Annotated in this window: 20 protein-coding genes; 7 read left to right on the forward strand and 13 right to left on the reverse strand. The window is 57.8% G+C overall.

Annotation, left to right across the window (positions count from 1 at the left end):
- The 4 genes from livG to C1Y41_RS13690 form a co-directional block, all read right to left on the reverse strand.
- Positions 1–768, reverse strand: a complete 768-nt coding sequence (livG, locus tag C1Y41_RS13675; RefSeq protein WP_039381923.1) for a high-affinity branched-chain amino acid ABC transporter ATP-binding protein LivG — start codon at positions 766–768, stop codon at positions 1–3.
- The gene (locus C1Y41_RS13680; RefSeq protein ID WP_094111289.1) at positions 765–2,036 is read right to left on the reverse strand and encodes a high-affinity branched-chain amino acid ABC transporter permease LivM; all 1,272 of its coding nucleotides are present in this window, start codon (positions 2,034–2,036) and stop codon (positions 765–767) included. The genes livG and C1Y41_RS13680 overlap by 4 nt, the downstream gene beginning before the upstream one ends.
- Positions 2,033–2,959: a high-affinity branched-chain amino acid ABC transporter permease LivH gene (gene livH, locus C1Y41_RS13685; RefSeq protein WP_071668458.1), complete on the reverse strand. Its 927-nt coding sequence runs from the start codon at positions 2,957–2,959 to the stop codon at positions 2,033–2,035. The genes C1Y41_RS13680 and livH overlap by 4 nt, the downstream gene beginning before the upstream one ends.
- A gap of 155 nt (positions 2,960–3,114) precedes the next feature.
- On the reverse strand, positions 3,115–4,242 hold the full coding sequence (locus C1Y41_RS13690; protein ID WP_104085622.1) for a branched-chain amino acid ABC transporter substrate-binding protein: 1,128 nt from the start codon (positions 4,240–4,242) through the stop codon (positions 3,115–3,117).
- Positions 4,243–4,643: 401 nt separating this feature from the next.
- On the opposite strand from C1Y41_RS13690, the gene panM reads away from it, so the two are divergent.
- On the forward strand, positions 4,644–5,039 hold the full coding sequence (gene panM / locus C1Y41_RS13695) for an aspartate 1-decarboxylase autocleavage activator PanM (RefSeq protein ID WP_039381914.1): 396 nt from the start codon (positions 4,644–4,646) through the stop codon (positions 5,037–5,039).
- A gap of 71 nt (positions 5,040–5,110) precedes the next feature.
- On the opposite strand, the gene rpoH is transcribed toward panM, so the two are convergent.
- The 4 genes from rpoH to ftsY all read right to left on the reverse strand — a co-directional run bounded on the left by rpoH (position 5,111) and on the right by ftsY (position 9,520).
- Positions 5,111–5,968, reverse strand: a complete 858-nt coding sequence (gene rpoH, locus C1Y41_RS13700; RefSeq protein ID WP_039381911.1) for an RNA polymerase sigma factor RpoH — start codon at positions 5,966–5,968, stop codon at positions 5,111–5,113.
- A gap of 240 nt (positions 5,969–6,208) precedes the next feature.
- Positions 6,209–7,204, reverse strand: coding sequence for a permease-like cell division protein FtsX (gene ftsX / locus C1Y41_RS13705; RefSeq protein ID WP_104085623.1), 996 nt, complete (start codon positions 7,202–7,204; stop codon positions 6,209–6,211).
- Positions 7,194–7,862: a cell division ATP-binding protein FtsE gene (gene ftsE / locus C1Y41_RS13710; protein ID WP_065650521.1), complete on the reverse strand. Its 669-nt coding sequence runs from the start codon at positions 7,860–7,862 to the stop codon at positions 7,194–7,196. The genes ftsX and ftsE overlap by 11 nt, the downstream gene beginning before the upstream one ends.
- Before the next feature lie 5 nt (positions 7,863–7,867).
- Positions 7,868–9,520 (reverse strand): signal recognition particle-docking protein FtsY, encoded by a 1,653-nt coding sequence (gene ftsY / locus C1Y41_RS13715; protein ID WP_104085624.1) that lies wholly within the window; start codon positions 9,518–9,520, stop codon positions 7,868–7,870.
- Between the two features lie 228 nt (positions 9,521–9,748).
- On the opposite strand from ftsY, the gene rsmD reads away from it, so the two are divergent.
- Positions 9,749–10,348: a 16S rRNA (guanine(966)-N(2))-methyltransferase gene (rsmD, locus tag C1Y41_RS13720; protein WP_039381905.1), complete on the forward strand. Its 600-nt coding sequence runs from the start codon at positions 9,749–9,751 to the stop codon at positions 10,346–10,348.
- Positions 10,338–10,607 (forward strand): DUF1145 family protein, encoded by a 270-nt coding sequence (locus C1Y41_RS13725; protein WP_039331733.1) that lies wholly within the window; start codon positions 10,338–10,340, stop codon positions 10,605–10,607. Before rsmD ends, C1Y41_RS13725 begins: the two co-directional genes overlap by 11 nt.
- A 39-nt stretch (positions 10,608–10,646) precedes the next feature.
- Here the strand turns inward: C1Y41_RS13725 and C1Y41_RS13730 are convergent, their stop codons facing one another.
- Positions 10,647–11,003: a DUF2500 domain-containing protein gene (locus C1Y41_RS13730; protein ID WP_039381903.1), complete on the reverse strand. Its 357-nt coding sequence runs from the start codon at positions 11,001–11,003 to the stop codon at positions 10,647–10,649.
- A 159-nt stretch (positions 11,004–11,162) separates the two neighbouring features.
- On the opposite strand from C1Y41_RS13730, the gene C1Y41_RS13735 reads away from it, so the two are divergent.
- Positions 11,163–11,792, forward strand: coding sequence for a lysoplasmalogenase (locus C1Y41_RS13735; RefSeq protein ID WP_039381901.1), 630 nt, complete (start codon positions 11,163–11,165; stop codon positions 11,790–11,792).
- Between the two features lie 92 nt (positions 11,793–11,884).
- Positions 11,885–14,167 carry a zinc/cadmium/mercury/lead-transporting ATPase gene (locus C1Y41_RS13740; RefSeq protein WP_104085625.1) on the forward strand — a complete coding sequence of 761 codons (2,283 nt, stop codon included), beginning with the start codon at positions 11,885–11,887 and terminating at the stop codon, positions 14,165–14,167.
- On the opposite strand, the gene tusA is transcribed toward C1Y41_RS13740, so the two are convergent.
- Positions 14,145–14,396, reverse strand: coding sequence for a sulfurtransferase TusA (tusA, locus tag C1Y41_RS13745; protein ID WP_039381895.1), 252 nt, complete (start codon positions 14,394–14,396; stop codon positions 14,145–14,147). The genes C1Y41_RS13740 and tusA overlap by 23 nt on opposite strands.
- Before the next feature lie 249 nt (positions 14,397–14,645).
- Between tusA and C1Y41_RS13750 the strand changes: the two genes are divergently transcribed.
- Both C1Y41_RS13750 and C1Y41_RS13755 read left to right on the forward strand, forming a co-directional pair.
- A complete protein-coding gene (locus C1Y41_RS13750; protein ID WP_039381893.1) occupies positions 14,646–15,311 on the forward strand; it encodes a 7-cyano-7-deazaguanine/7-aminomethyl-7-deazaguanine transporter in 666 nt (221 codons plus the stop codon).
- 113 nt (positions 15,312–15,424) lie between these two features.
- Positions 15,425–15,979 (forward strand): DcrB family lipoprotein, encoded by a 555-nt coding sequence (locus C1Y41_RS13755; RefSeq protein ID WP_104085626.1) that lies wholly within the window; start codon positions 15,425–15,427, stop codon positions 15,977–15,979.
- A 70-nt stretch (positions 15,980–16,049) separates the two neighbouring features.
- Here C1Y41_RS13755 and glgP read toward each other — a convergent pair whose 3' ends face one another.
- From glgP to glgC, 3 genes are all read right to left on the reverse strand, one after another.
- Positions 16,050–18,497: a glycogen phosphorylase gene (glgP, locus tag C1Y41_RS13760; protein WP_104085627.1), complete on the reverse strand. Its 2,448-nt coding sequence runs from the start codon at positions 18,495–18,497 to the stop codon at positions 16,050–16,052.
- 22 nt (positions 18,498–18,519) lie between these two features.
- Positions 18,520–19,953: a glycogen synthase GlgA gene (glgA, locus tag C1Y41_RS13765; protein WP_039381887.1), complete on the reverse strand. Its 1,434-nt coding sequence runs from the start codon at positions 19,951–19,953 to the stop codon at positions 18,520–18,522.
- Positions 19,954–20,018: 65 nt separating this feature from the next.
- A complete protein-coding gene (glgC, locus tag C1Y41_RS13770; RefSeq protein ID WP_094112167.1) occupies positions 20,019–21,311 on the reverse strand; it encodes a glucose-1-phosphate adenylyltransferase in 1,293 nt (430 codons plus the stop codon).
- Between the last annotated feature and the right edge of the window lie 7 nt (positions 21,312–21,318).

Genomic DNA, 21,318 nt, shown 5'->3' on the forward strand with positions numbered 1-21,318 from the left:
TTACGCCTCACCTAAATAAGCCCGGATCACGTCCGGGTTGTTGCGGATCTGTTCCGGTGTACCGTTCGCCAGCGGCGTTCCCTGATTGACCACGTAGATGCGGTCGGAAATGCCCATCACCAGCTTCATATCGTGTTCAATCAGCAGTACTGATACCTTGTGCTCGCTGCGCAGCTCGGCGATCAGCGCATCCAGCTCATGCGTTTCACGCGGGTTAAGGCCCGCGGCCGGTTCGTCCAGCATCAGGATCTCCGGGCGCGTGACCATGCAGCGGGCAATTTCCAGCCGGCGCTGCTGGCCGTAAGCCAGATTACCCGCCTGGCGGTTTGCCAGCTCCAGCAGGCCGATACGCTCCAGCCAGATGGCTGCGCGATCGAGCGCCTCGCTCTCACCGCGGCGAAACGCCGGGGTTTTTAACAGGCCGGAAAAGACGCCGCTTTTCAGATGCTGATGCTGCGCCACCAGCAGATTTTCAATCACCGTCATCTCACGGAACAGCCGCACGTGCTGAAACGTGCGCACAATGCCCATGCGCGCGATTTTCTGTCCCGGCAGGCCCTGCAGCGGCCGATCGCGCAATTTAATGGTGCCGCCGGTCGGCTTATAGAAGCCGGTCAGGCAGTTAAACACGGTGGTTTTACCGGCACCGTTGGGTCCGATAAGTGAAACAATCTCCTGCGGATGCAGCGCCAGTGCCACATTGTTGACGGCCAGCAGGCCGCCAAAACGCATCATCAGGCCTTCAACGGCTAATAAAGGCTGACTCATGCCTGCTCTCCCTGTTTGCTCTTTTTCAGTTTCAGATGCGGACGCTTCATCGGTAGCAACCCCTGCGGACGCCAGATCATCATCAGCACCATCAGGCCGCCCAGCACCAGCATGCTGTACTCATTAAGATCGCGCATCAGTTCACGCGATACCACCAGCAGGATCGCCGCGAGGATCACCGCCAGCTGAGACCCCATCCCGCCCAGTACCACGATAGCCAGCACAAAAGCGGATTCAACAAACGTAAACGACTCCGGGCTGACAAAGCCCTGGCGCGCTGCAAACAGCGTCCCGGCAAAACCGGCAAATACGGCGCTGATGGTAAAGGCGGTCAGCTTGATGCGCGTCGGGCTCAGCCCCAGCGAGCGGCAGGCGATCTCATCTTCGCGCAGCGCTTCCCATGCGCGCCCCAGCGGCATACGCAGCAGGCGATTGATCACAAATAGCGTCAGTACCACCAGCAGCAGCGCGACCAGATAGAGGAAAATCACGCGGTGATTGGGGTTGTAGGCAAGCCCGGTCAGCTCGTGGAACGTCGTCCAGCCCCCTTCGCTGACGCGGCGGCCAAACTCAATGCCAAACAGGCCGGGTTTGGGGATTTGCGCGATACCGTTCGGCCCGCCGGTAATCGACGTACTGTTCAGCAGCAGAATACGCACGATTTCACCGAAACCGAGCGTGACAATCGCCAGATAGTCGCCGCGCAGGCGCAGCACCGGAAATCCCAGCATCAGGCCAAAGGCGCCCGCCACGATGCCCGCCAGCGGCAGGCTCTCCCAAAAGCCAAAACCGTAGTAGTGGTTCAGCAGCGCAAAGGTATAGGCGCCAATGGCATAAAAACCGCCGTAGCCCAGCACCAGCAGTCCGGAGAGGCCAACCACCACGTTAAGCCCCAGTCCCAGCATGACGTAGATCAGCGTCAGCGTAGCAATGTCGATGCTGCCGCGTGAGGCAAACAGCGGCCACGCAACGGCAGCGACGATCAGCAGCGCCATCAGCAGTTTCTGCTTCGCGGTAGATCCATCAAACGCCGGCAGCACAAAGGCTTTACCGCTGCGGCGAAACCGGCCTGAAAACAGCGGACGCAGCAGCTGAAAGATAAAGACCACCGCGCAGCCGGCGAAGATCCAGTTCCAGCGAACCTCGCCCGCGCTGACCACAATCAGCCGGGTGCCATCCAGGTCGAGACGCATGCCCATAAAGAAGCTGGCCAGTACCAGCAGCATTGCCGCGGAAAGCACGGCGTTAAGCAGCCCGAGACGCTTCATACTTTCTCTACCTCCGGGCGGCCCAGGATACCGGTTGGCATCACCAGCAATACCACGATCAGCAGCGCAAAGGAGACCACATCTTTATATTCCGTCGAGAGGTAAGCTGACGTCAGCGCTTCCGCAATGCCGAGTACCAGTCCGCCAATCATGGCGCCCGGAATACTGCCGATACCGCCCAGCACCGCTGCAGTAAATGCTTTCATGCCGGCCATAAAGCCGATAAACGGGTTGATTGAGCCGTAGAACTGCCCCAGCAGCACGCCAGCAACCGCTGCCATAGCCGCACCAATCACAAAGGTCAGCGAAATGACGCGGTCGGTATTGATGCCCAGCAGGCTCGCCATTTTCAGATCTTCTGCGCAGGCGCGGCAGGCGCGGCCCATACGCGAATAGCGGATAAACAGCGTCAGCGCCAGCATTGCCAGAAACGTCACTACCCAGATCACCAGCTGCATGGTCGTGAGCGTGGCGGCGAAGCCGTTGCTTTCACCCAATGTCCACTGGCCGGTGATCAGACTCGGCAGCGCCAGATCGCGCGAGCCCTGGGTCAGGCTGACGTAGTTTTGCAGGAAAATAGACATCCCGATGGCGGAGATAAGCGCAATCAGCCGCTTGGAAGAGCGCACCGGCTTATAGGCAACGCGTTCAATACTCCAGCCGTAAGCGCTGGAGATGATCACTGCCATGATAAAACCGGCGGCGATCATCAGCCACGAGGTATCAATGCCCATCATCATCAGGGCGGCAATGACAATAAAAGAGACATAGCTGCCGATCATGTAAACCTCGCCGTGGGCGAAGTTGATCATGCCGATAATGCCATACACCATGGTGTAGCCAATCGCGATCAGCGCATAGGTGCTCCCGAGGGTGACCCCGTTGAACATCTGCTGAATAAAATAGAGAAACTGCTCGGACATAATGAGGACCTGCAAGTGGATCAGAGATTCCCTCTCTGGGGTAAGAAAGGGTCAGGGCAGCAAACCGCTCGCGGCGCGTCTGCCAGCTCCCTGCCCCCGCCCGCGCACGGGAGGGGGAGATAGTTACGCTATGCGGTAGAACCGGTTAACAGCGCTTATTTCACTGCGGTTGATGAGCCATCTTTGTGCCATTTAAACACGCCGAACTCGAACCCTTTCAGATCGCCTTTCTGATCCCAGCTCAGGTTGCCCATCACGGTTGGCACCGGTGCGCCCTCTTTCAGGTTTTTTGCAATCGCATCGGGCTCATCGCTTTTGCTGCGCTCAATGCCCGCCACCAGCGACTGGATTGCGGCATAGGTGGTCCAGACAAACGGGCCGGTCGGATCTTTGCGGTTTGAAGCGCTGTTGCCCTTAATGGCATCAACGATCGCTTTGTTCTCCGGCAGCTGGTCATAACGCTTTGGCAGCGTGACGTACAGCCCTTCTGACGCATCGCCAGCAATATTGGAGAGTGAGGCGTTACCCACGCCCTCTGGTCCCATAAAGCCCGCTTTCAGGCCGGCAGTTTTTGCCTGGCGCAGGATCTGCCCCAGCTCCGGGTAGTAGCCGCCGTAGTAAACAAAATCGACGTTCTCTTTCTTCAGGCGGGCAATCAGCGTGGAGAAATCTTTATCGCCGGCGGTGATGCCCTCAAACAGCACCACGTTGCCACCTTTGGCCTTCAGGGTTTTCTGCACGGACTCCGCCAGACCCTGGCCGTACTGCTGCTTGTCATGCACAACGGCAATACGCTTCGGCTTGATCTGCTCCAGAATATAGGTCGCTGCCGTCGGCCCCTGATCGGAGTCGAGACCGGTAGTGCGCATAACGTCAGCATAGCCACGCGCCGTCAGTTCAGGGGCGGTGGCGGCCGGCGTGATCATCAGAATGCCTTCATCGTTATAGATGTCAGATGCAGGCTGCGTAGAAGAGGAGCAGAGATGGCCGATAACATATTTAATGCCGTCGTTAACCACTTTGTTCGCCACCGCAACCGCCTGTTTCGGGTCGCACGCGTCGTCATACTCCACGCCAACCAGCTTGTCGCCGTTTACGCCGCCTTTGGCATTAATATCTTTGATCGCCTGCGCTGCACCCGTGAACTGCATATCACCATATTGCGCGACCGGGCCGGTTGCTGCACCCACGATAGCGATTTTAATATCGGCAGCCAGCGCGGCATGGCTCAGTGCCAGTGCAACGCAGCCCGCCAGTAACGCGCGTCCTTTACTCATCTTCATGCGTACTTCCCCATCTGTTATGTCGTGTCTGTTGTGATTGGTTTTATTTCAGCCAGTGAAAGAGGAAACTGATTCAGATAGAAGGAGTTAGCGCTCTTATCTGGCTTTTTTTGTTAAAACAGCTTTATTTTCAGGTTATTAAACAGGAATTTTCTGCTGTAAATCAACTGACATATTCAGTAATGAGCGGCCTGAACAGCATAATACTCTGGAGGTTATGGCCGTAATTTGTGCACCAGGGTAGCGTGTTATGCTGGCTTATTCGGCAATCGTTGCGGGCTTACTCCACAATCCTGGCAAAGTGTCTGCCATTTGACCTGTTTTTATCGCAAAAAAGTGACAGCGCTCTGACTGTATAAATTCGCTACACTATGCCCTTTCTGCCAGTACAGGTACGGGTTATGAAACTCACTATTCAGCGTATCGTTTCACTTACGCCGCAGGATCGCATCGACCTCGCTAAAATCTGGCCACAGCAGGATATTGCGCAGCTGGAAAAGACATTGAGTGATACGCAGCGGCTCTATGCCGCGCGGTTTAACGATCGGCTGCTGGGCGCGCTGCAGCTGGAAATCCGCGGTACCCACGGCAAAATCACGCACTTTGAAGTCCGTGAGGCTACGCGCCGGCGCGGCGTCGGGCGTTACTTACTGGAGGAGACTCTGGCGCAGAATGGTTCGCAGGATCACTGGTGGATTGCGGATGATGGCTATGCTGACCAGGGGATCCGGGCGGCGTTTATGCAGGCGTGTGGCTTCCGCGCGCAGGCAGATGGCTGGGTAAAAGTGGCAGAGTAGCGTTACGCGGCCGGATGGCGGACATAAAAAAGGGCAACCCTGAGGTTGCCCTTATTACCGTCTGCGAACTGTCAGGCTTCAATCGCCATGCGCAGCTTTTTCATCGCATTCTTTTCCAGCTGACGCACGCGCTCCGCTGAAACGCCATAGCGGTCGGCCAGCTCCTGCAGCGTGGTTTTATTGTCATCATCCAGCCAGCGGGCACGGATGATATGCTGACTGCGTTCATCCAGGCTGAGCATCGCATCACTCAGCTTATCCGCTGCGTGGGCGTCCCAGTTATCCTCTTCGATACCGTCAGCGAAGTCTGATGTTTTATCCTGCAGGTAGAGTACGGGAGCCATTGGCTTGCCGTCGCCCGCCTCATCGTCAGAGGACATATCAAAGGTCATGTCCTGTGCCGCCATACGCGACTCCATCTCCAGCACATCTTTCGTGCTGACGCCGAGTTCACGCGCCACCATGTCAACTTCATCCTGATTAAACCAGCCCAGACGCTGCTTGGTTTTACGCAGGTTAAAGAACAGCTTACGCTGCGCTTTGGTAGTAGCGACTTTGACAATGCGCCAGTTGCGCAGCACGTACTCGTGGATCTCTGCTTTGATCCAGTGCACTGCAAATGAGACCAGGCGCACGCCCACTTCCGGATTAAAACGGCGCACCGCTTTCATCAGGCCGATGTTGCCTTCCTGAATCAGATCCGCCTGTGGCAGACCATAACCTGCATAGTTACGTGCGATGTGAACAACAAAGCGCAGGTGTGACAGGATCAGCGTTTTCGCTGCATCCAGATCGCCCTGGTAATGCAGCCGCTCAGCCAGTGCTTTTTCCTCTTCTGCCGTCAATACCGGCCAGTTGTTGGCAGCCCGAACGTAAGATTCCAGGTTGCCCAGAGGAGCAATCGCTAAAGTTTGCATTTCTTTGGTCATTCAAACCCTCACAAATTCAATGGAGTTGCTGCGCGTGTCCTTACGCAGACGCTACAGTATGTCAACGTCAGGCGAAAACCAACAGCAATCTGTGCTAATTAGACGCCAGGGTTATCCACAAGTTCAATTATAGCAGTGAATATTTTACACACAGGTGACAGCGGGGAAAATCGGAGCATTCCTCTGCGCCTGCATCGCTGGCGGCAGAGGAAGAGTATATCAAAAAATCGTTGCCATGGGTTACTGCGGCGTAAATCGGCGTAAATGTTGTACAGTGGCAAGCCAGGCAGCAATCCAGCCAATAATGGCGGCAATCAGCAGCAGCAGCAGGCCTTCGTCCCACGCAAAACCTTCCAGCGTAAAGGCGGTGCCAAACACCGACGCGACCTGCGCCACCACCGACTGCAGTCGCAGCACCAGCACTTCAGACAGCACCAGCGACAGCAGCGCACCGGCAAAACCGAGCAGCGCACCGCCATAGAGGAACGGCCGCAGGATAAAGCCATCCGTTGCGCCAATCAGCTTCTGGACGTTGATGGTGTCACGCCGGGCAAAGATGCTGAGCCGGACGCTGTTACCAATCACCAGGAACACTGCCACAATCATCAGCAGACCGATCATAGAGGCCACCTGCCCGACCAGACCGGTCAGCGCCGCCAGACGGGCAAACCAGCTGTCATCCATCCGTACTTCATCCACGCCCTGCACTTTTGCCACCCGATCGCGCAGGCTTGCCATAGTGTCTGAGTTCTGGAAATTAAGCTTCGGCGTGATGATGGCCACCGCCGGCAGCGGATTCTGCTCCAGCAGATCCATCGCGCCGCCAAAACCAGACCAGTTGCGAAACTCACTCTGCGCCTCGTCGCGCGTCAGGTAGTTCACACTGTCGACGCCTTCCAGCTGCTTAAGCTGTGCGGTGACGTTTTCTGCCGCACTGTCGTCCAGCGTCTTGTCGAGATAGACCGTCAGCTGCGGCGCCGGATACCACTGGGTGGCCGCCTGGCTGACGTTTTTCCACACCATGTAACAGACGCTCGGCAGCGTCAGTGAAATCGCGATAACCATAACGGTAAGCAGCGTTGCCAGCGGCTGGCGCCACATATCAGACAGGGTGCCGCGCAGGGCGTAGCGCCACTGCTCCTGCCAGCCACCTTTTAGCGCTTTGCGCTTTGACGGCGTTTTAGGCTGCTTTGCCGCTCTGGCCGCCGCCGGGCGCTTGTTGCGTTTATTGACCATCGTGGCCTCCGTGCAGACGTCCCTGATTCAGCGTCATCACGCGGTAGTTACGCCGCGCGATCAGCCCCAGATCGTGGGTTGCCATCAGTACCGTTACCCCGACCCGGTTGAACTCTTCAAACAGGCGCAGGATATCTTCTGACAGCGCATTATCGAGGTTACCGGTGGGTTCATCTGCCAGCAGTACGGCGGGTTTATTAACCACCGCGCGCGCAATACCCACGCGCTGCTGTTCACCGCCGGAGAGCTGAATCGGGTAACTTTTCGCTTTGTCGAGCAGGCCGACTTTATCCAGGGCCGCTGAAACACGACGGCGGATATCTTCGCCGCTGGCGCCGGAAATAATCAGCGGGATAGCCACATTGTCATAGACAGAGCGATCCATCAGCAGATGGTGATCCTGGAAAATCATGCCAATCTGGCGCCGCAGAAACGGCACTTCGCTGTGACGCAGGCGGGAGATATCGTGCCCGCTGAACCAGATCTGTCCGGCGCTCGGACGCTCAATGCCGCAAATCAGCTTCAGCAGGGTACTTTTACCCGCGCCGGAGTGTCCGGTCAGGAAGGACATCTCGCCGGGACGCAGATGAAAATCAACGCCCTGCAGCGCCTGGCGCCCTCCCAGATAAGCCTTACTGACTTCTTCAAAGCGAATCATGCCAATCATTCCTCTCGGGCAAACAGTGCCTCAATAAAGTCTTCGGCCTTAAATGGCCGTAAATCTTCGATGCCTTCTCCGACACCGATATAGCGAATAGGAATGCCGAACTGATCGGCAATGGAGAAGATAACGCCCCCCTTCGCCGTGCCGTCCAGCTTGGTCAGGGCGATACCGGTCAGCCCTACCGCTTCATTAAACAGTTTTGCCTGACTCACCGCATTCTGTCCGGTGCTGGCATCTAACGTCAGCATCACTTCATGCGGCGCATCCTCATCCAGCTTCTTCATCACGCGGGTGATTTTTTTCAGCTCTTCCATCAGGTGCGATTTGTTCTGCAGGCGACCAGCGGTATCCGCAATTAACACATCCACATTGCGCGACTTCGCCGCCTGAATAGCATCGAAAATCACCGAGGCGGAATCCGCACCGGTATGCTGTGCCACAACCGGAATATGATTGCGCTCTCCCCACACCTGCAGCTGCTCGACCGCAGCGGCACGGAAGGTATCGCCGGCAGCCAGCATCACCGATTTGCCTTCCGCCTGATACTGGCGCGCCAGTTTACCGATAGTGGTGGTTTTGCCGACGCCGTTTACGCCGACCATCAGGATCACAAACGGCGTTTTGCCACTGACATCCAGCGGCGCATCGACTTTATCGAGAATGCCGGCCATTTCCGCCTTCAGCAGACCATAGAGCGCTTCAGCATCGCGCAGCTGTTTGCGGCTCGCCTGCTGAGTCAGGCTGGTGATAATCCGGCGAGTAGTTTCCACGCCCACATCCGCAATCAGCAGCTGCTCTTCCAGCTCGTCAAACAGGTCGTCATCAATCTTTTTACCGCGAAACAGGCTGATAAAACCTGAGCCAAGGTTGGTGCGCGTTTTAACCAGGCTGCGCTTGAGGCGCGCAAAAAAGCCCTCTTTAGTCGGGCGCTCCTGCTCCTGCGCCACAATAGGCGCGGCCGCCAGCGGAAGATCGCTTACGGTGTCTGCAGAGTCTGCAGCGGCGTCTTCAGCGTAGGTTTCCGCCAGCGCCAGTGCCTCCAGCTCTTCATCGCTGAGCGGCGCATCCTCATCTGCCAGAGGTTCCGCTTCCGCCAGCTGGCTTTCATCGCCGGGCAGAACCGGTTCCGGCGCGACGGCGGCTGTCAGCGGTGGCTCCCCGGCAGTGGCAGCCGGTATCTCTTCCGGCAGCGGCGCCAGTTCAGGTTCTTCTTGCGGCAGGGTCTCTTCAGCAACCGGCAGCGGCGCCCGTTCAGGCTCCTCTTCCGGCAGGATCTCTTCATTAACCGGCAGCGGCGCCAGCTCAGGCTCCTCTTCCGGCAGGATCTCTTCATTGACCGGCAGCGGCGTCAGCTCAGGCTCCTCTTCCGGCAGGATCTCCTCCGGCTGCGCGGTGATGATGGCCTCTTCAGGTGGCAGCGCATGCCGGGCTGCCTGATCTGCTGCCGCCTGCTCTTTCGCCAGTTGCTCCGTCAGCGCAACGGTTTCTGCTGCCTGCGCTTCGGCACGCTCTGACGCACTCTCTTCAGCGGCAGCGGGCTGAGCCTCCTCTGCAGGCTGCTCTTTTACCTGCTCTTCAGCCGGGGCGGGTGCCTGCTCTTCCTTGCCAAATCCCAGCCAGGAAAAAAAGCCGCGTTTTTTCTCTTTTGCCATTGTGTAACTACACTCCTCGATGGCTTATTCCCGGTAGCACGCTGTCCCCAGGGGATATAAATTCAGTTTTTTGGCTTTCTGCGGCGTAAAATCAGCGAATTACGCACGCTTGTATCGTTCAATAGTCTAACACTTTCCGGCCAGCGCACCACAGCACCCTTTTTTACGTTTCTTCTGCCTGTCGCGCCCGTTAAACTACGCAACAAATTATGACGAGTTGTGAGCAAAATGAGTAAATCACCCCGCAGCGGCGGCGGCGCTGGCCAGATCCGCATCATTGGCGGCCAGTGGCGCGGCCGTAAACTTCCGGTGCCGGATAGCGCAGGCCTGCGCCCCACGACCGATCGCGTACGCGAAACCCTGTTTAACTGGCTGGCACCCGACCTTCCGCAGGCGCGCTGCCTCGACTGCTTCGCCGGCAGCGGCGCGCTGGGTCTCGAAGCGCTGTCGCGCTATGCGGGTTCAGTCACGCTGCTGGAGCTGGAGCGCAGCGTAGCGCAGCAGCTGTCGCGCAATGTCGACACGCTGCGCGCCACGCAGGCGACGGTGGTGCAGACCAGCGCGCTGCAGTGGCTGGCGCAGCCTGGCGAAGCTTTTGATATCGTATTTGTCGATCCACCCTTTCGCAAAGGGCTGCTGGCGGAGACGCTGGCGCTGCTGGAGCGCAATCAGTGGCTGAGCGCAGACGCGCTGATTTACGTGGAAAGTGAAGTGGAACAGGGGGCGCCTGACGTGCCCGCCAGCTGGCAGCTTTACCGGGAGAAGATCGCCGGTCAGGTCGCCTATCGACTCTATCAACGCCAACAGGAGGCGCATGATGTGGCTTAATCTGGGACGGTTACTGATGATTTGCGTCTGGGCTTTTCTGCTGCTTAATCTGGTGCACCCTTTTCCCACACCGCTGCGCTATTTTGTGCATGTCGCCCTGTTTTTCATGGTGATTATGCATGGACTGCAGCTGGTGCTGCTGCGCGCCACCCAGCCCAAAGAGGCGCCGAAGCTGAGCGGCGCCACGCAGGCTAAGATTTTCTTTTTCGGGGTATTTGAGCTGCTCGCCTGGCAGAAAAAGCACTATCCGAAGATGTGATCCGGCGCTAACCGGGGCACCTTTGCCGGCGCTCCGGTTTCAGCGCGCGGGGGTAAAGCTGACAAAACGGCTGCCCTGCATCTTCAGCTCGCCTTTTACGCCCTTATCCATCTGGTGATAATCGCTGGCGCTGACCGCGGTTTTAATGTCGCTCGCCCCGTTCAGCGGATGAAACCAGGCTTCATATTTCATCTCTTCACCGGCAATCTCTTCGCGCTGACGCGAACGACGATTCGGTGCCGGATATTCACGCTTGGTTTTTACCTGCACGGTCAGCGATCGTACCGGGGAGGCGTCGTTAACCGCAGCTTCCCGCCGCTGCTTGATAAACTGCCGGGTCGCCAGAATGGCGATAATCGCCAGGACGATAAAAAAGATTAGCGGTGGTTTGCTCATGTTTTTGCTCGCACTTCACTTCATTTGATCATTAAAAAAGAAGCTAAAGCATACAACCAGAGTTGCCCGATTGTCACATTTGCCAGCGGTAACTTAAACTCAGAGAGAGTCTGGGATATTTCAACAGTGTGGACATCTGGTCTACAAAAGGGAGAAAAAATGCTTTGGTCTTTCCTTGCAGTACTTTTTTCCGGCTGGCTTTATGTGGATGCCTCCTATCGCGGTCCGCAGTGGCAACGCTGGCTGTTTAAACCTGTTACCCTGCTGCTGCTGGTTGCCTGGGCCTGGCAGGCACCGGCTGTGAACACCACTGACTATCTGATCCTTGCCGGACTGATTGCCACGCTGGCAGGCGATGCGCTGATGCTGCTGCCCCGACAGCAAATGCTTTATGCGCTGGGCGCGTTTTTCCTTTCGCATCTGCTCTACACCATCAGTTTTACCGCCCATATGACCATGAGCTTCTACTGGCCTATTCCGCTGACGTTTCTGATTATCGGCGTTGCGGTCATTGCGCTGCTCTGGACGCGGCTGGAGGAGCTGCGCTGGCCCATCTGTACCCTGATTGGCATGACGCTGGTGATGAACTGGATGGCGGCTGAAAACTACTTTTTCCGTCCGACCGACTACAGTTTCTCGCTGCTGATTGGTGCGGGCCTGCTGCTGCTGGCCAATATCATCTGGTTTATTTCACACTATCGCCGCCGCTTCAGCGCTGACAGCGCCATTGTCGCCGCCTGCTATTTTGCCGGTCATTTTATGATCGTGCGTTCACTCTGGCTCTCCTGATACACCGGCCATTCCAGGCTTGACTCTGGAGCTGACTCCAGAGTGTAGCCTTCAGTAACGGGCAACTGCCCGTTACTGATACCGGAGGCTCCATGCATCAACAGATTTCCCCCTGCGGCTGTGACCGGCCGGGCAGCAAACTGCGGCCACACGCTGCCGTGCGCCCCCTGCCCGCGGCCCGCTTCACCCGTCTGACCACGCCCGTCACAACCGGCACCGCCTGCTGTGCCGGAAGCGCGGCGTCAGCTAACGCGGATGAAAACAGAGACTCTGCTAACGGGCAGCCTGCACTGCGCTGGCGAATTACCGGGATGGACTGCCCGGGCTGCGCGCGCACTATCGAAACCGCCGTACAAAAGCTGCCGCAGGTCACGCAGGCGCGCGTGATTTTTGCCAGTGAAAAGCTGGAAGTCTGTGCCCCCGCTGCCATGCAGGCCGCTATAGAACAGGCGGTAAAACAGGCGGGCTTCAGGCTGCACGCCGCTGATGCCCCCGCTCCCCCGCCGGCGACTTCATGCTGGCGCGATCGCGCCGCGCTGCTGCTGCTGGCACTGCTGATGCTGACGAGCTGGCTGATAAGTCAGCAGTCACCGATCTGGGGCGATCGCCTGTTTGTTGCGACCGCGCTGGCCGGTCTCCTGCCGGTCGCGCACAGCGCCTGGCAGCGGATCCGCAGCGGCTCGCCTTTCTCAATCGAAACGCTGATGACGGCGGCGGCAGCCGGCGCGCTGGTAACGGGCGCTCATGCCGAAGCTGCGATGGTGCTGCTGCTGTTTTTAATCGGTGAGCGGCTTGAGGCCTGGGCCGCAGCGCAGGCGCGACGCGGTGTGACCGCTCTGATGGCGCTGCGTCCGGAGCGTGCGACACGGCTGCAGGGCGCGCTGCGCGTTGCGGTCCCGCTGGCGGCGCTGCAGCCGGGCGACATTATTGAAGTTGCCGCCGGCGGCCGCCTGCCGGTTGATGGCGAGCTGCTGCAGTTCAGCGCCAGTTTTGATGAAAGCGCATTAACCGGTGAGTCCCTGCCGGTGAGCCATCAGCCCGGCGATCGGCTGATGGCCGGCGCCACCAGCGTTGATCGGCTGGTGCAGATAAAAGTGACCTCTCTGCCGGGAGAGAGCGCTATCGATCGTATCCTGCAGCTCATTGATGAAGCGGAGAGCCATCGCGCACCGGCAGAACGCTTTATCGATCGCTTTAGCCGCATCTATACGCCGGCCATTATGCTGCTGGCGCTACTGGTGATGGTGGTCCCGCCGCTCTCTGGCCTGGGAGAGTGGCAGCCGTGGATCTATAAAGGGCTGACGCTGCTGCTGATTGGCTGCCCCTGCGCGCTGGTGATCTCAACGCCGGCGGCGGTGACTTCAGCGCTGGCCTCTGCCGCGCGTCAGGGCGTGCTGCTTAAAGGTGGCGCCGCGCTGGAGCAGCTGAGCCGCGTGCAGGTTATCGCCTTCGACAAAACCGGCACGCTGACCCTGGGTAAACCGCAGGTTACGGCGATCCGCGCTTTCGGTCAGACTGACGAAGCGGCGCTGCTGCGCCTCGCGGCGGCGGCAGAGCGCGGGTCCGGGCATCCGCTGGCGCAGGCAATTGTCGCAGAAGCCGCGAAACGGCAGCTGACTCTGCCGGATGCGCAACAGCAGCAGGCGCTGGCGGGCAGCGGTATTCGCGCGAGCATTGACGGCGTCCCTTATCAGCTGCTGACACCGCGTGCCGCGCCGGGATTGAGCGATCAGCAGCGGCAGCGTGTGATGGAGTACGAGCGCGAGGGCAACACGGTGGTGATCCTGCTGCAGGCAGATCGGCCGCTGGGGCTGCTGGCGCTGCAGGATCGGCTGCGTGAAGAGGCTGCGGCGGCTATCGATCAGCTCAGAGCCGCGGGGATCGCCAGCGTCATGCTGACCGGAGATAACCCGCGTGCGGCCGCCGCCATAGCGGCAGAACTTAATATTGAATATCGGGCGGGTTTGCTGCCGGCAGACAAAGTCAGTGCCGTACGCGCGCTGAGCCAGCAGCAGCCGCTGGCTATGGTAGGTGACGGCATTAATGATGCGCCAGCGATGAAAGCGGCGGCTATCGGGATTGCTATGGGCAGCGGCACCGACGTGGCGCTGGAAACGGCCGACGCTGCGCTGACGCAGAACCGCCTGACCCTTCTGCCGCAGACCGTCGCGCTGGCGCGGCGCGCCCGCGCCATCGTGCTGCAGAATATTACGCTGGCGCTGGGGCTGAAGGCGCTGTTTCTGCTCACGACGCTGCTCGGCTTAACCGGCTTGTGGCTGGCAGTGCTGGCCGATTCGGGCGCTACGGCGCTGGTGACCGCAAACGCTCTGCGTCTGCTGCGCCAGCCCCCCGTCAGGCCTCCGCGCCTTTCCTGATCAGATACTGGTACGGCAGCGCTTCGGTCTGCTGTGCCAGTAAATCGTGATCCATAAAGCGGCAGAAGCCGGGGATATCGCGCGTAGTCGCCGGATCGTCGGCAATAATCAGCAGCGTTTCACCCGCCTGCATCGTGCGTACCGTCTTGCGTACCATCATCACGGGTTCAGGGCAGCGCAGGCCCAGCGCGTCCAGCGTGTGGTCGGGTGCGGAGAAAGGATCGCTCATGATTCTCTTATCGGTCAGTAAACAGGGATGCTCATTCTAGCTCGCCATTTCCGCAGCGCAAGGCGACAACGATTGCGTTAAAATTAACCGTTGCATAAATTGCGCAACGGGTTAAGATGCCGTCCGATTTTTCAATACCGTTGCTTAGTCCCCAAAATCGTTAGTCTTTTAGCACGCGCAGCCAGCGCAGCAAAAATGCGAACGATGAAGGGATGGGTTCCCTCACCCCATTGTTAAAAAAGGCTCAATATGATCGCTTTTTCTGCGCGTCAGCGCATGCACGCCCTTTTCTGGCTGTCGCTGTTTCATCTGCTGGTGATCACTTCCAGCAATTATCTGGTTCAGCTGCCGGTCGCTATTTTCGGTTTTCATACCACCTGGGGTGCGTTCAGCTTTCCCTTTATTTTTCTCGCAACCGACCTGACCGTGCGTATTTTTGGCGCCCCGCTCGCGCGACGCATTATTCTCGCGGTGATGATCCCGGCGCTATTTATCTCGTACGCTATCTCCTGCCTCTTTTATCAGGGGGCATGGCAGGGCTGGGCGTCGCTGCAGCAGGTCAATCTGTTTGTCGCCCGTATCGCCTGCGCCAGCTTTATGGCCTATGCGCTGGGTCAAATCCTTGACGTTCACGTCTTTAACCGTCTGCGCCAGCTGCCGCAGTGGTGGATAGCGCCAGCCTGCGCCATGTTTCTCGGCAACGTCAGCGATACGCTGGCCTTTTTCTTTATCGCTTTTTATAAGAGCCAGGATCCCTTCATGGCAGCGCACTGGGTCGAGATTGCCCTGGTGGACTACAGCTTCAAAGTGCTGATCTGCCTGATCTTCTTCCTGCCCGCCTACGGCCTGCTGCTGAATGCCGCCCTGAAGCGCATGGCGGAACGGCATCAGGCCCGCCAGATCAATTTCGGCTAATGTGCCATAGACGAAATGGCGCGGTGCGCTAAGATTTCCTGACACATCGGCGGTTGCTTTTGACCGCCGATTCCGTTTGTATAAGCCAGACTGGAATTGTAAAAGGGAACAGAATGCGCAACGTAGTGAAGTATGCAGGTATCGGCCTGCTGGTGCTGGGCCTGGCGGCGTGCGATCAGAAAAAAGAGGATGCTGCTGACAACAGCGGTACCAGCGTCAGCCAGTCCGCTCAGACGGTGAATCTGATGGAAGGGAAACTGAGCTTTACGCTGCCTGCGGGCATGTCTGATAAGAGCGGTAAACTCGGCTCTGAATCCACCAATATGCACGTCTACGCTAATGAAACCGGCCAGCGCGCCATTATCGTGATTGCCGGCGACCCGACCAGTGACTCACTTGAGACGCTCTCAAAACGTCTGGAGCATCAGCAGCGCAATCGCGATCCGCAGCTGCAGGTGGTGTCGAATAAAGCGGTAACGCTGAAAGACCAGCCGGCACAGCAGCTGGATACGGTGATTTCCGCTAACAACCAGACATCGTGGTCAACGGTGGTGCTGGCAAAAGTCGATAATCAGCTGCTGACGCTGCAGATCACCCTGCCGGCAGAGAATCAGCAGCAGGCGCAGAGCGATGCAGACAGCATTGTGAAGAGCATTACGCTGAAGTAAGCCGTTACCCGATGCGCATTAATGCGCATCGGGCCATATTTTGCAGGGTCGCCATTCATGGCGACCTTTTTTATAACCGCACCGGCGAAATATGCCAGATCTCATCCGCATACTCCTGAATGGTGCGATCTGACGAGAAGTAGCCCATACCGGCGATATTCAGCGCTGCACGCCGCTGCCACTCATCCGGCTGCCGGTAAAGCTTATCCACTTTATCCTGCGTATCCACATAGCTGCGGTAATCCGCCAGCAGCTGATAGTGGTCACCAAAGTTAACCAGCGCATCAAACAGGTTGCGATACCGTCCAGGCTCCTGCGGACTGAACACGCCGGTGGCAATCTGCGTCAGCACTTGGTGCAGCTCAGCATCTTCCTCAAAGTATTTGCGCGGGTTGTAGCCCTCTTTGCGCAGCTGCTCAACCTGCGGCGTGGTGTTGCCGAAGATAAAGATGTTCTCTGCGCCCACGTGCTCGCGCATCTCCACGTTTGCGCCATCCAGCGTGCCGATGGTCAGCGCGCCGTTTAGCGCAAACTTCATGTTACTGGTGCCGGAGGCCTCAGTACCCGCCGTGGAGATCTGCTCGGAAAGATCGGCCGCCGGAATGATGATCTGCGCGAGGCTGACGCCGTAGTTAGGAATAAACACCACTTTCAGCTTGTTCTTTACCTGCGGATCGTTGTTGATCACGTCAGCCACATCGTTGATCAGATGGATAATGTGTTTTGCCACGTAGTAGGCCGAGGCGGCTTTACCGGCAAAAATATTTACGCGCGGCACCCAGCTGGCATCGGGATCGGCTTTGATCCGGTTATAGCGGGTGATCACATGCAGCACGTTAAGCAGCTGCCGTTTGTACTCGTGAATACGCTTGATCTGTACATCGAACAGCGCGTTCGGATTGAGCACGATATCCATATTCTTGGCGACCCATGCCGCCAGCCGCTGCTTGTTGGCAAATTTGGCATCGGCAACCTGGCGAATAAACGCCGGGTAGTCGATATGCGGCTGCAGCTCGCTGAGCTGTGACAGATCGGTGCGCCAGGTGCGGCCAATGGTTTCATCCAGCACGCCGGAGAGCGCCGGATTCGCCAGCGCCAGCCAGCGACGCGGCGTCACGCCGTTGGTCTTGTTGCAGAAACGTCCCGGAAAGAGCCGGGCAAAGTCGGCAAACAGCGACTGCACCATCAAATTGGAGTGCAGCTCAGAGACGCCGTTTACTTTGTGACTCACCACCACCGCCAGCCACGCCATACGGATGCGGCGGCCATCATTCTCATCGATAATCGAGATGCGCGACATCAGATCCCAGTCGTCGGGATAGTGCTCCTGAATCGTCTTCAGGAAGTAATCGTTGATCTCGAAAATAATACTCAGGTGACGCGGCAAAATTTTGCCGATCATATCTACCGGCCAGGTCTCCAGCGCCTCGCTCATCAGCGTATGGTTGGTATAGGAGAAGATCTGACAGGTGACTTCAAACGCGTCATCCCAGCTGAATTTATACTCATCAATCAGCAGCCGCATCAGCTCCGGGATCGCCAGAACCGGATGCGTGTCGTTCAAATGGATAGCGACTTTGTCAGCAAGGTTGTCCCAGGTTTCATGCATTTTCCAGTGGCGATGCAGAATATCCTGCACCGTAGAGGAGACAAGAAAGTACTCCTGACGCAGCCGCAGCTCGCGTCCTGAGTAGGTTGAATCATCCGGATAGAGAACCCGCGAAACGTTCTCGGAATGATTTTTGTCCTCGACGGCCGCAAAGTAGTCGCCCTGGTTAAACTTGCCGAGATTGATCTCATTGCTCGCCTGCGCCCCCCACAGCCGCAGGGTATTGGTGGCATCGGTGTCAAAACCGGGAATGATTTGATCGTACGCCATCGCGACAATCTCTTCCGTTTCAATCCAGCGAACGCGCGCGCCCTCATGCTGCAGACGACCGCCGAAACGCACTTTATAGCGGGTATTATGGCGCTGAAATTCCCACGGATTGCCATACTCCAGCCAGTAGTCCGGCGACTCACGCTGCTGGCCGTCGACAATGTTCTGCCGGAACATACCGTAGTCATAGCGGATGCCGTAACCGCGTCCCGGCAGGCCTAACGTTGCCAGCGAATCTAAAAAGCAGGCGGCCAGACGACCAAGGCCGCCGTTGCCGAGTCCGGGATCGTTCTCCTCTTCCATCAGTTCGCTGAGATTGAGTCCCATCTCATCCAGCGCCTGATTGAGATCGTCATAAATGCCCATCGCCAGCAGCGCATTGCCCAGCGTGCGGCCCATCAGGAACTCCATCGACAGGTAGTAAACCTGACGCACATCCTGCGACAGCTGCGCACGGCTGGAACGCAGCCAGCGCTCCACCATACGGTCGCGCACCGCGAGCAGCGAGGCGTTCAGCCACTCGTGTTTATTCGCGATTGAAGGATCTTTGCCAATCGTAAACATCAGCTTATAGGCGATTGAGTGCTTCAGCGCTTCAACCGTCAGCGTGGGTGAGGCGTAGGTGAAAGGTGCATTCATATCCGGACTCCCAATCTCTCAATTACAGCATACGTTGATAAAGATCGCGGTAGGCCTGCGCAGCCACCTGCCAGCTGAAATCCATCGCCATGGCCTGGCGCTGAACATAGCGCCACAGTGAAGGCCGTGACCAGAGTACAAAGGCGCGACGAATAGCCCGCAGCAGTGACCAGGCATTGCTGTCTTCAAAACTGAAGCCGCTGGCAACACCATCCGCCAGGTTCTCCAGAGAGCTATCCTGTACGGTATCGGCCAGGCCACCGGTACGACGCACCAGCGGCAGCGTGCCATATTTCAGGCCATAGAGCTGCGTCAGCCCGCAGGGTTCAAAGCGGCTGGGAACCATAATCACATCGGCACCGCCAACAATGCGGTGTGAGAACGCTTCGTGATAGCCAATCTGCACGCCTACGCTGCCGGGGTGTTCCGCCGCGGCCGCAAGGAAACCCTGCTGCAGTTCGGCGTCGCCCTGACCCAGCAGCACCAGCTGCCCGCCCTGCGCCAGCAGACCCGGCAGCGCTTCCAGCACCAGATCGAGCCCTTTCTGTTTTGTCAGCCGGCTGATGACGCAGAAAATCGGCACTTTATCGTCGACCTTCAGTCCCATGGCGATCTGCAGCTGACGTTTGTTTTCCGCTTTGCTTTCCAGGGTTTCGCGGTCATAACGGGCGGTCAGCAGCAGGTCATGAGCCGGATCCCAGATGCCCGGATCCACACCGTTGAGAATACCGCTCAGACGACCTTCACGCAGACGCTGCTCCAGCAGCGCTTCCATGCCATAACCAAACTCCGGTCGGGTGATCTCCAGCGCGTAGGTCGGACTGACCGCCGTGATGTGATCGGCAAAGAACAGACCAGCCTTGAGGTAAGAGATCTGGCCGTAAAACTCCAGGCCATGCATGCCAAAATATTCGCGCGGGATCTGAATCTCATCCAGATGCCGGGCGTTAAACAGCCCCTGATAGGCAAGGTTGTGTACGGTAAAGACCGTTTTAGCCGGATTGCCGCGCGCGGCGATATAGGCGCAGGTCAGACCGGCATGCCAGTCATGCGCGTGCACAATCTGCGGACGCCACAGGCCATCTACTCCGCTGGCCAGCTCGGCACCCATCCAGCCCAGCAGTGCGAAACGCAGATAGTTGTCTACGTATGCGAACTGCGACGTGTCGTGGTAGGGGCTGCCGGGACGGTCATACAGTCCTGGCGCATCAATCAGATAAATACCGACACCGTTGTACTGCCCGAACAGCAGGCGCACGGGCCCGGCAAAAGTTTGCAGCTCCGCCACCACGTCAGTATCAGGAATTCCTTTACGCAGATCCGGAAACGCCGGGATCAGTACCCGCGTATCCGTACCATCGGCTATTTGCGCCTGCGGTAATGCGCCGACGACATCAGCCAGCCCGCCCGTTTTCAGCAGCGGAAAAAGCTCTGAACAGACATGTAAAACCTGCATCCTGAACCCCTATTATGTTATCGCGCGCGTTCCACGCGGCGGTTTTTTTGTATGCTTGTCGCCACTCACTGACCCGCGGTGGCCAGCCTGGCCAGCATGGCGCGCGTCACCAGTACGATGCCCTCTTCCGATCGGTAAAAACGCCGGCTGTCTTCATCCGGATTCTCTCCAATCACCATGCCCTCCGGGATTGCGCAGGCACGGTCAATTACACAGCGGCGAAGCCGGCACGAACGGCCTACCACAACATCCGGTAGCAGCACCGCTGAATCAATATTGCAAAATGAGTTTACGCGCACGCGCGGAAACAGCACTGAATTCACGACTACGGAGCCGGAAATAATACAGCCGCCCGATACCAGCGAGTTCATGGTCATGCCATGACTGCCGGAGCGATCCTGCACAAATTTAGCCGGCGGCAGTGGCTCCATATGGGTCCGGATGGGCCATTCATGGTCATACATATCCAGCTCTGGCGTCACGGATGCCAGATCAAGATTCGCACGCCAGTAGGCCTCCAGCGTACCTACATCACGCCAGTAGGGTTCTGCATTCTCATCGTTCTGCACGCAGGAGAGCGTGAATGAATGTGCATACGCCTCACCGCTCGCCACAATTTTTGGCAGCAGATCTTTGCCAAAGTCGTGGCTGGAGTTCTCTACCAGCAAATCTTCTTCCAGTAACTGATAAAGATAGTCGGCATTGAAAACATAGATACCCATACTTGCCAGCGCCTTATCTGCGTCGCCAGGCATAGCGGGAGGAGTCGCGGGTTTTTCAACAAAATCGACCACGTTGTTGTCAGCATCTACCGCCATCACGCCAAAGGCGGTCGCTTCCGCCAGCGGAACCGGCAGACAGGCGATAGTGCACTTCGCCCCGCGTTCAGCGTGGTCGAGCAGCATACGCGAGTAGTCCATTTTGTAGATGTGATCGCCAGCAAGGATCACGATGTACTGTGCGTTATAGCGCCGGATAATATCGAGGTTCTGCGTCACCGCATCGGCAGTGCCGCGATACCAGTACTCCGTCGCGGCGCGCTGCTGAGCGGGCAGCAAATCGACAAACTCATTCATCTCTTCGTTAAACAGTGACCATCCGCGCTGAATATGCTGCGTCAGCGTATGCGACTGATACTGGGTAATAACGCCAATGCGCCGGATGCCTGAGTTAATGCAGTTGGAAAGGGCAAAGTCGATGATACGAAACTTGCCGCCAAAGTGAACGGCAGGCTTCGCGCGTTTTGCGGTCAGATCTTTCAGACGCGTGCCGCGTCCGCCAGCAAGGATCAGGGCAACTGTCTGGGTAGGGAGCTGGCGCGCCAGCATCAGAGGATCGTTTCTGTCTAACTTCACCATGTCTGAC

The organism is Pantoea sp. ICBG 1758 (assembly GCF_002928325.1).
Lineage (GTDB): Bacteria > Pseudomonadota > Gammaproteobacteria > Enterobacterales > Enterobacteriaceae > Pantoea > Pantoea eucrina.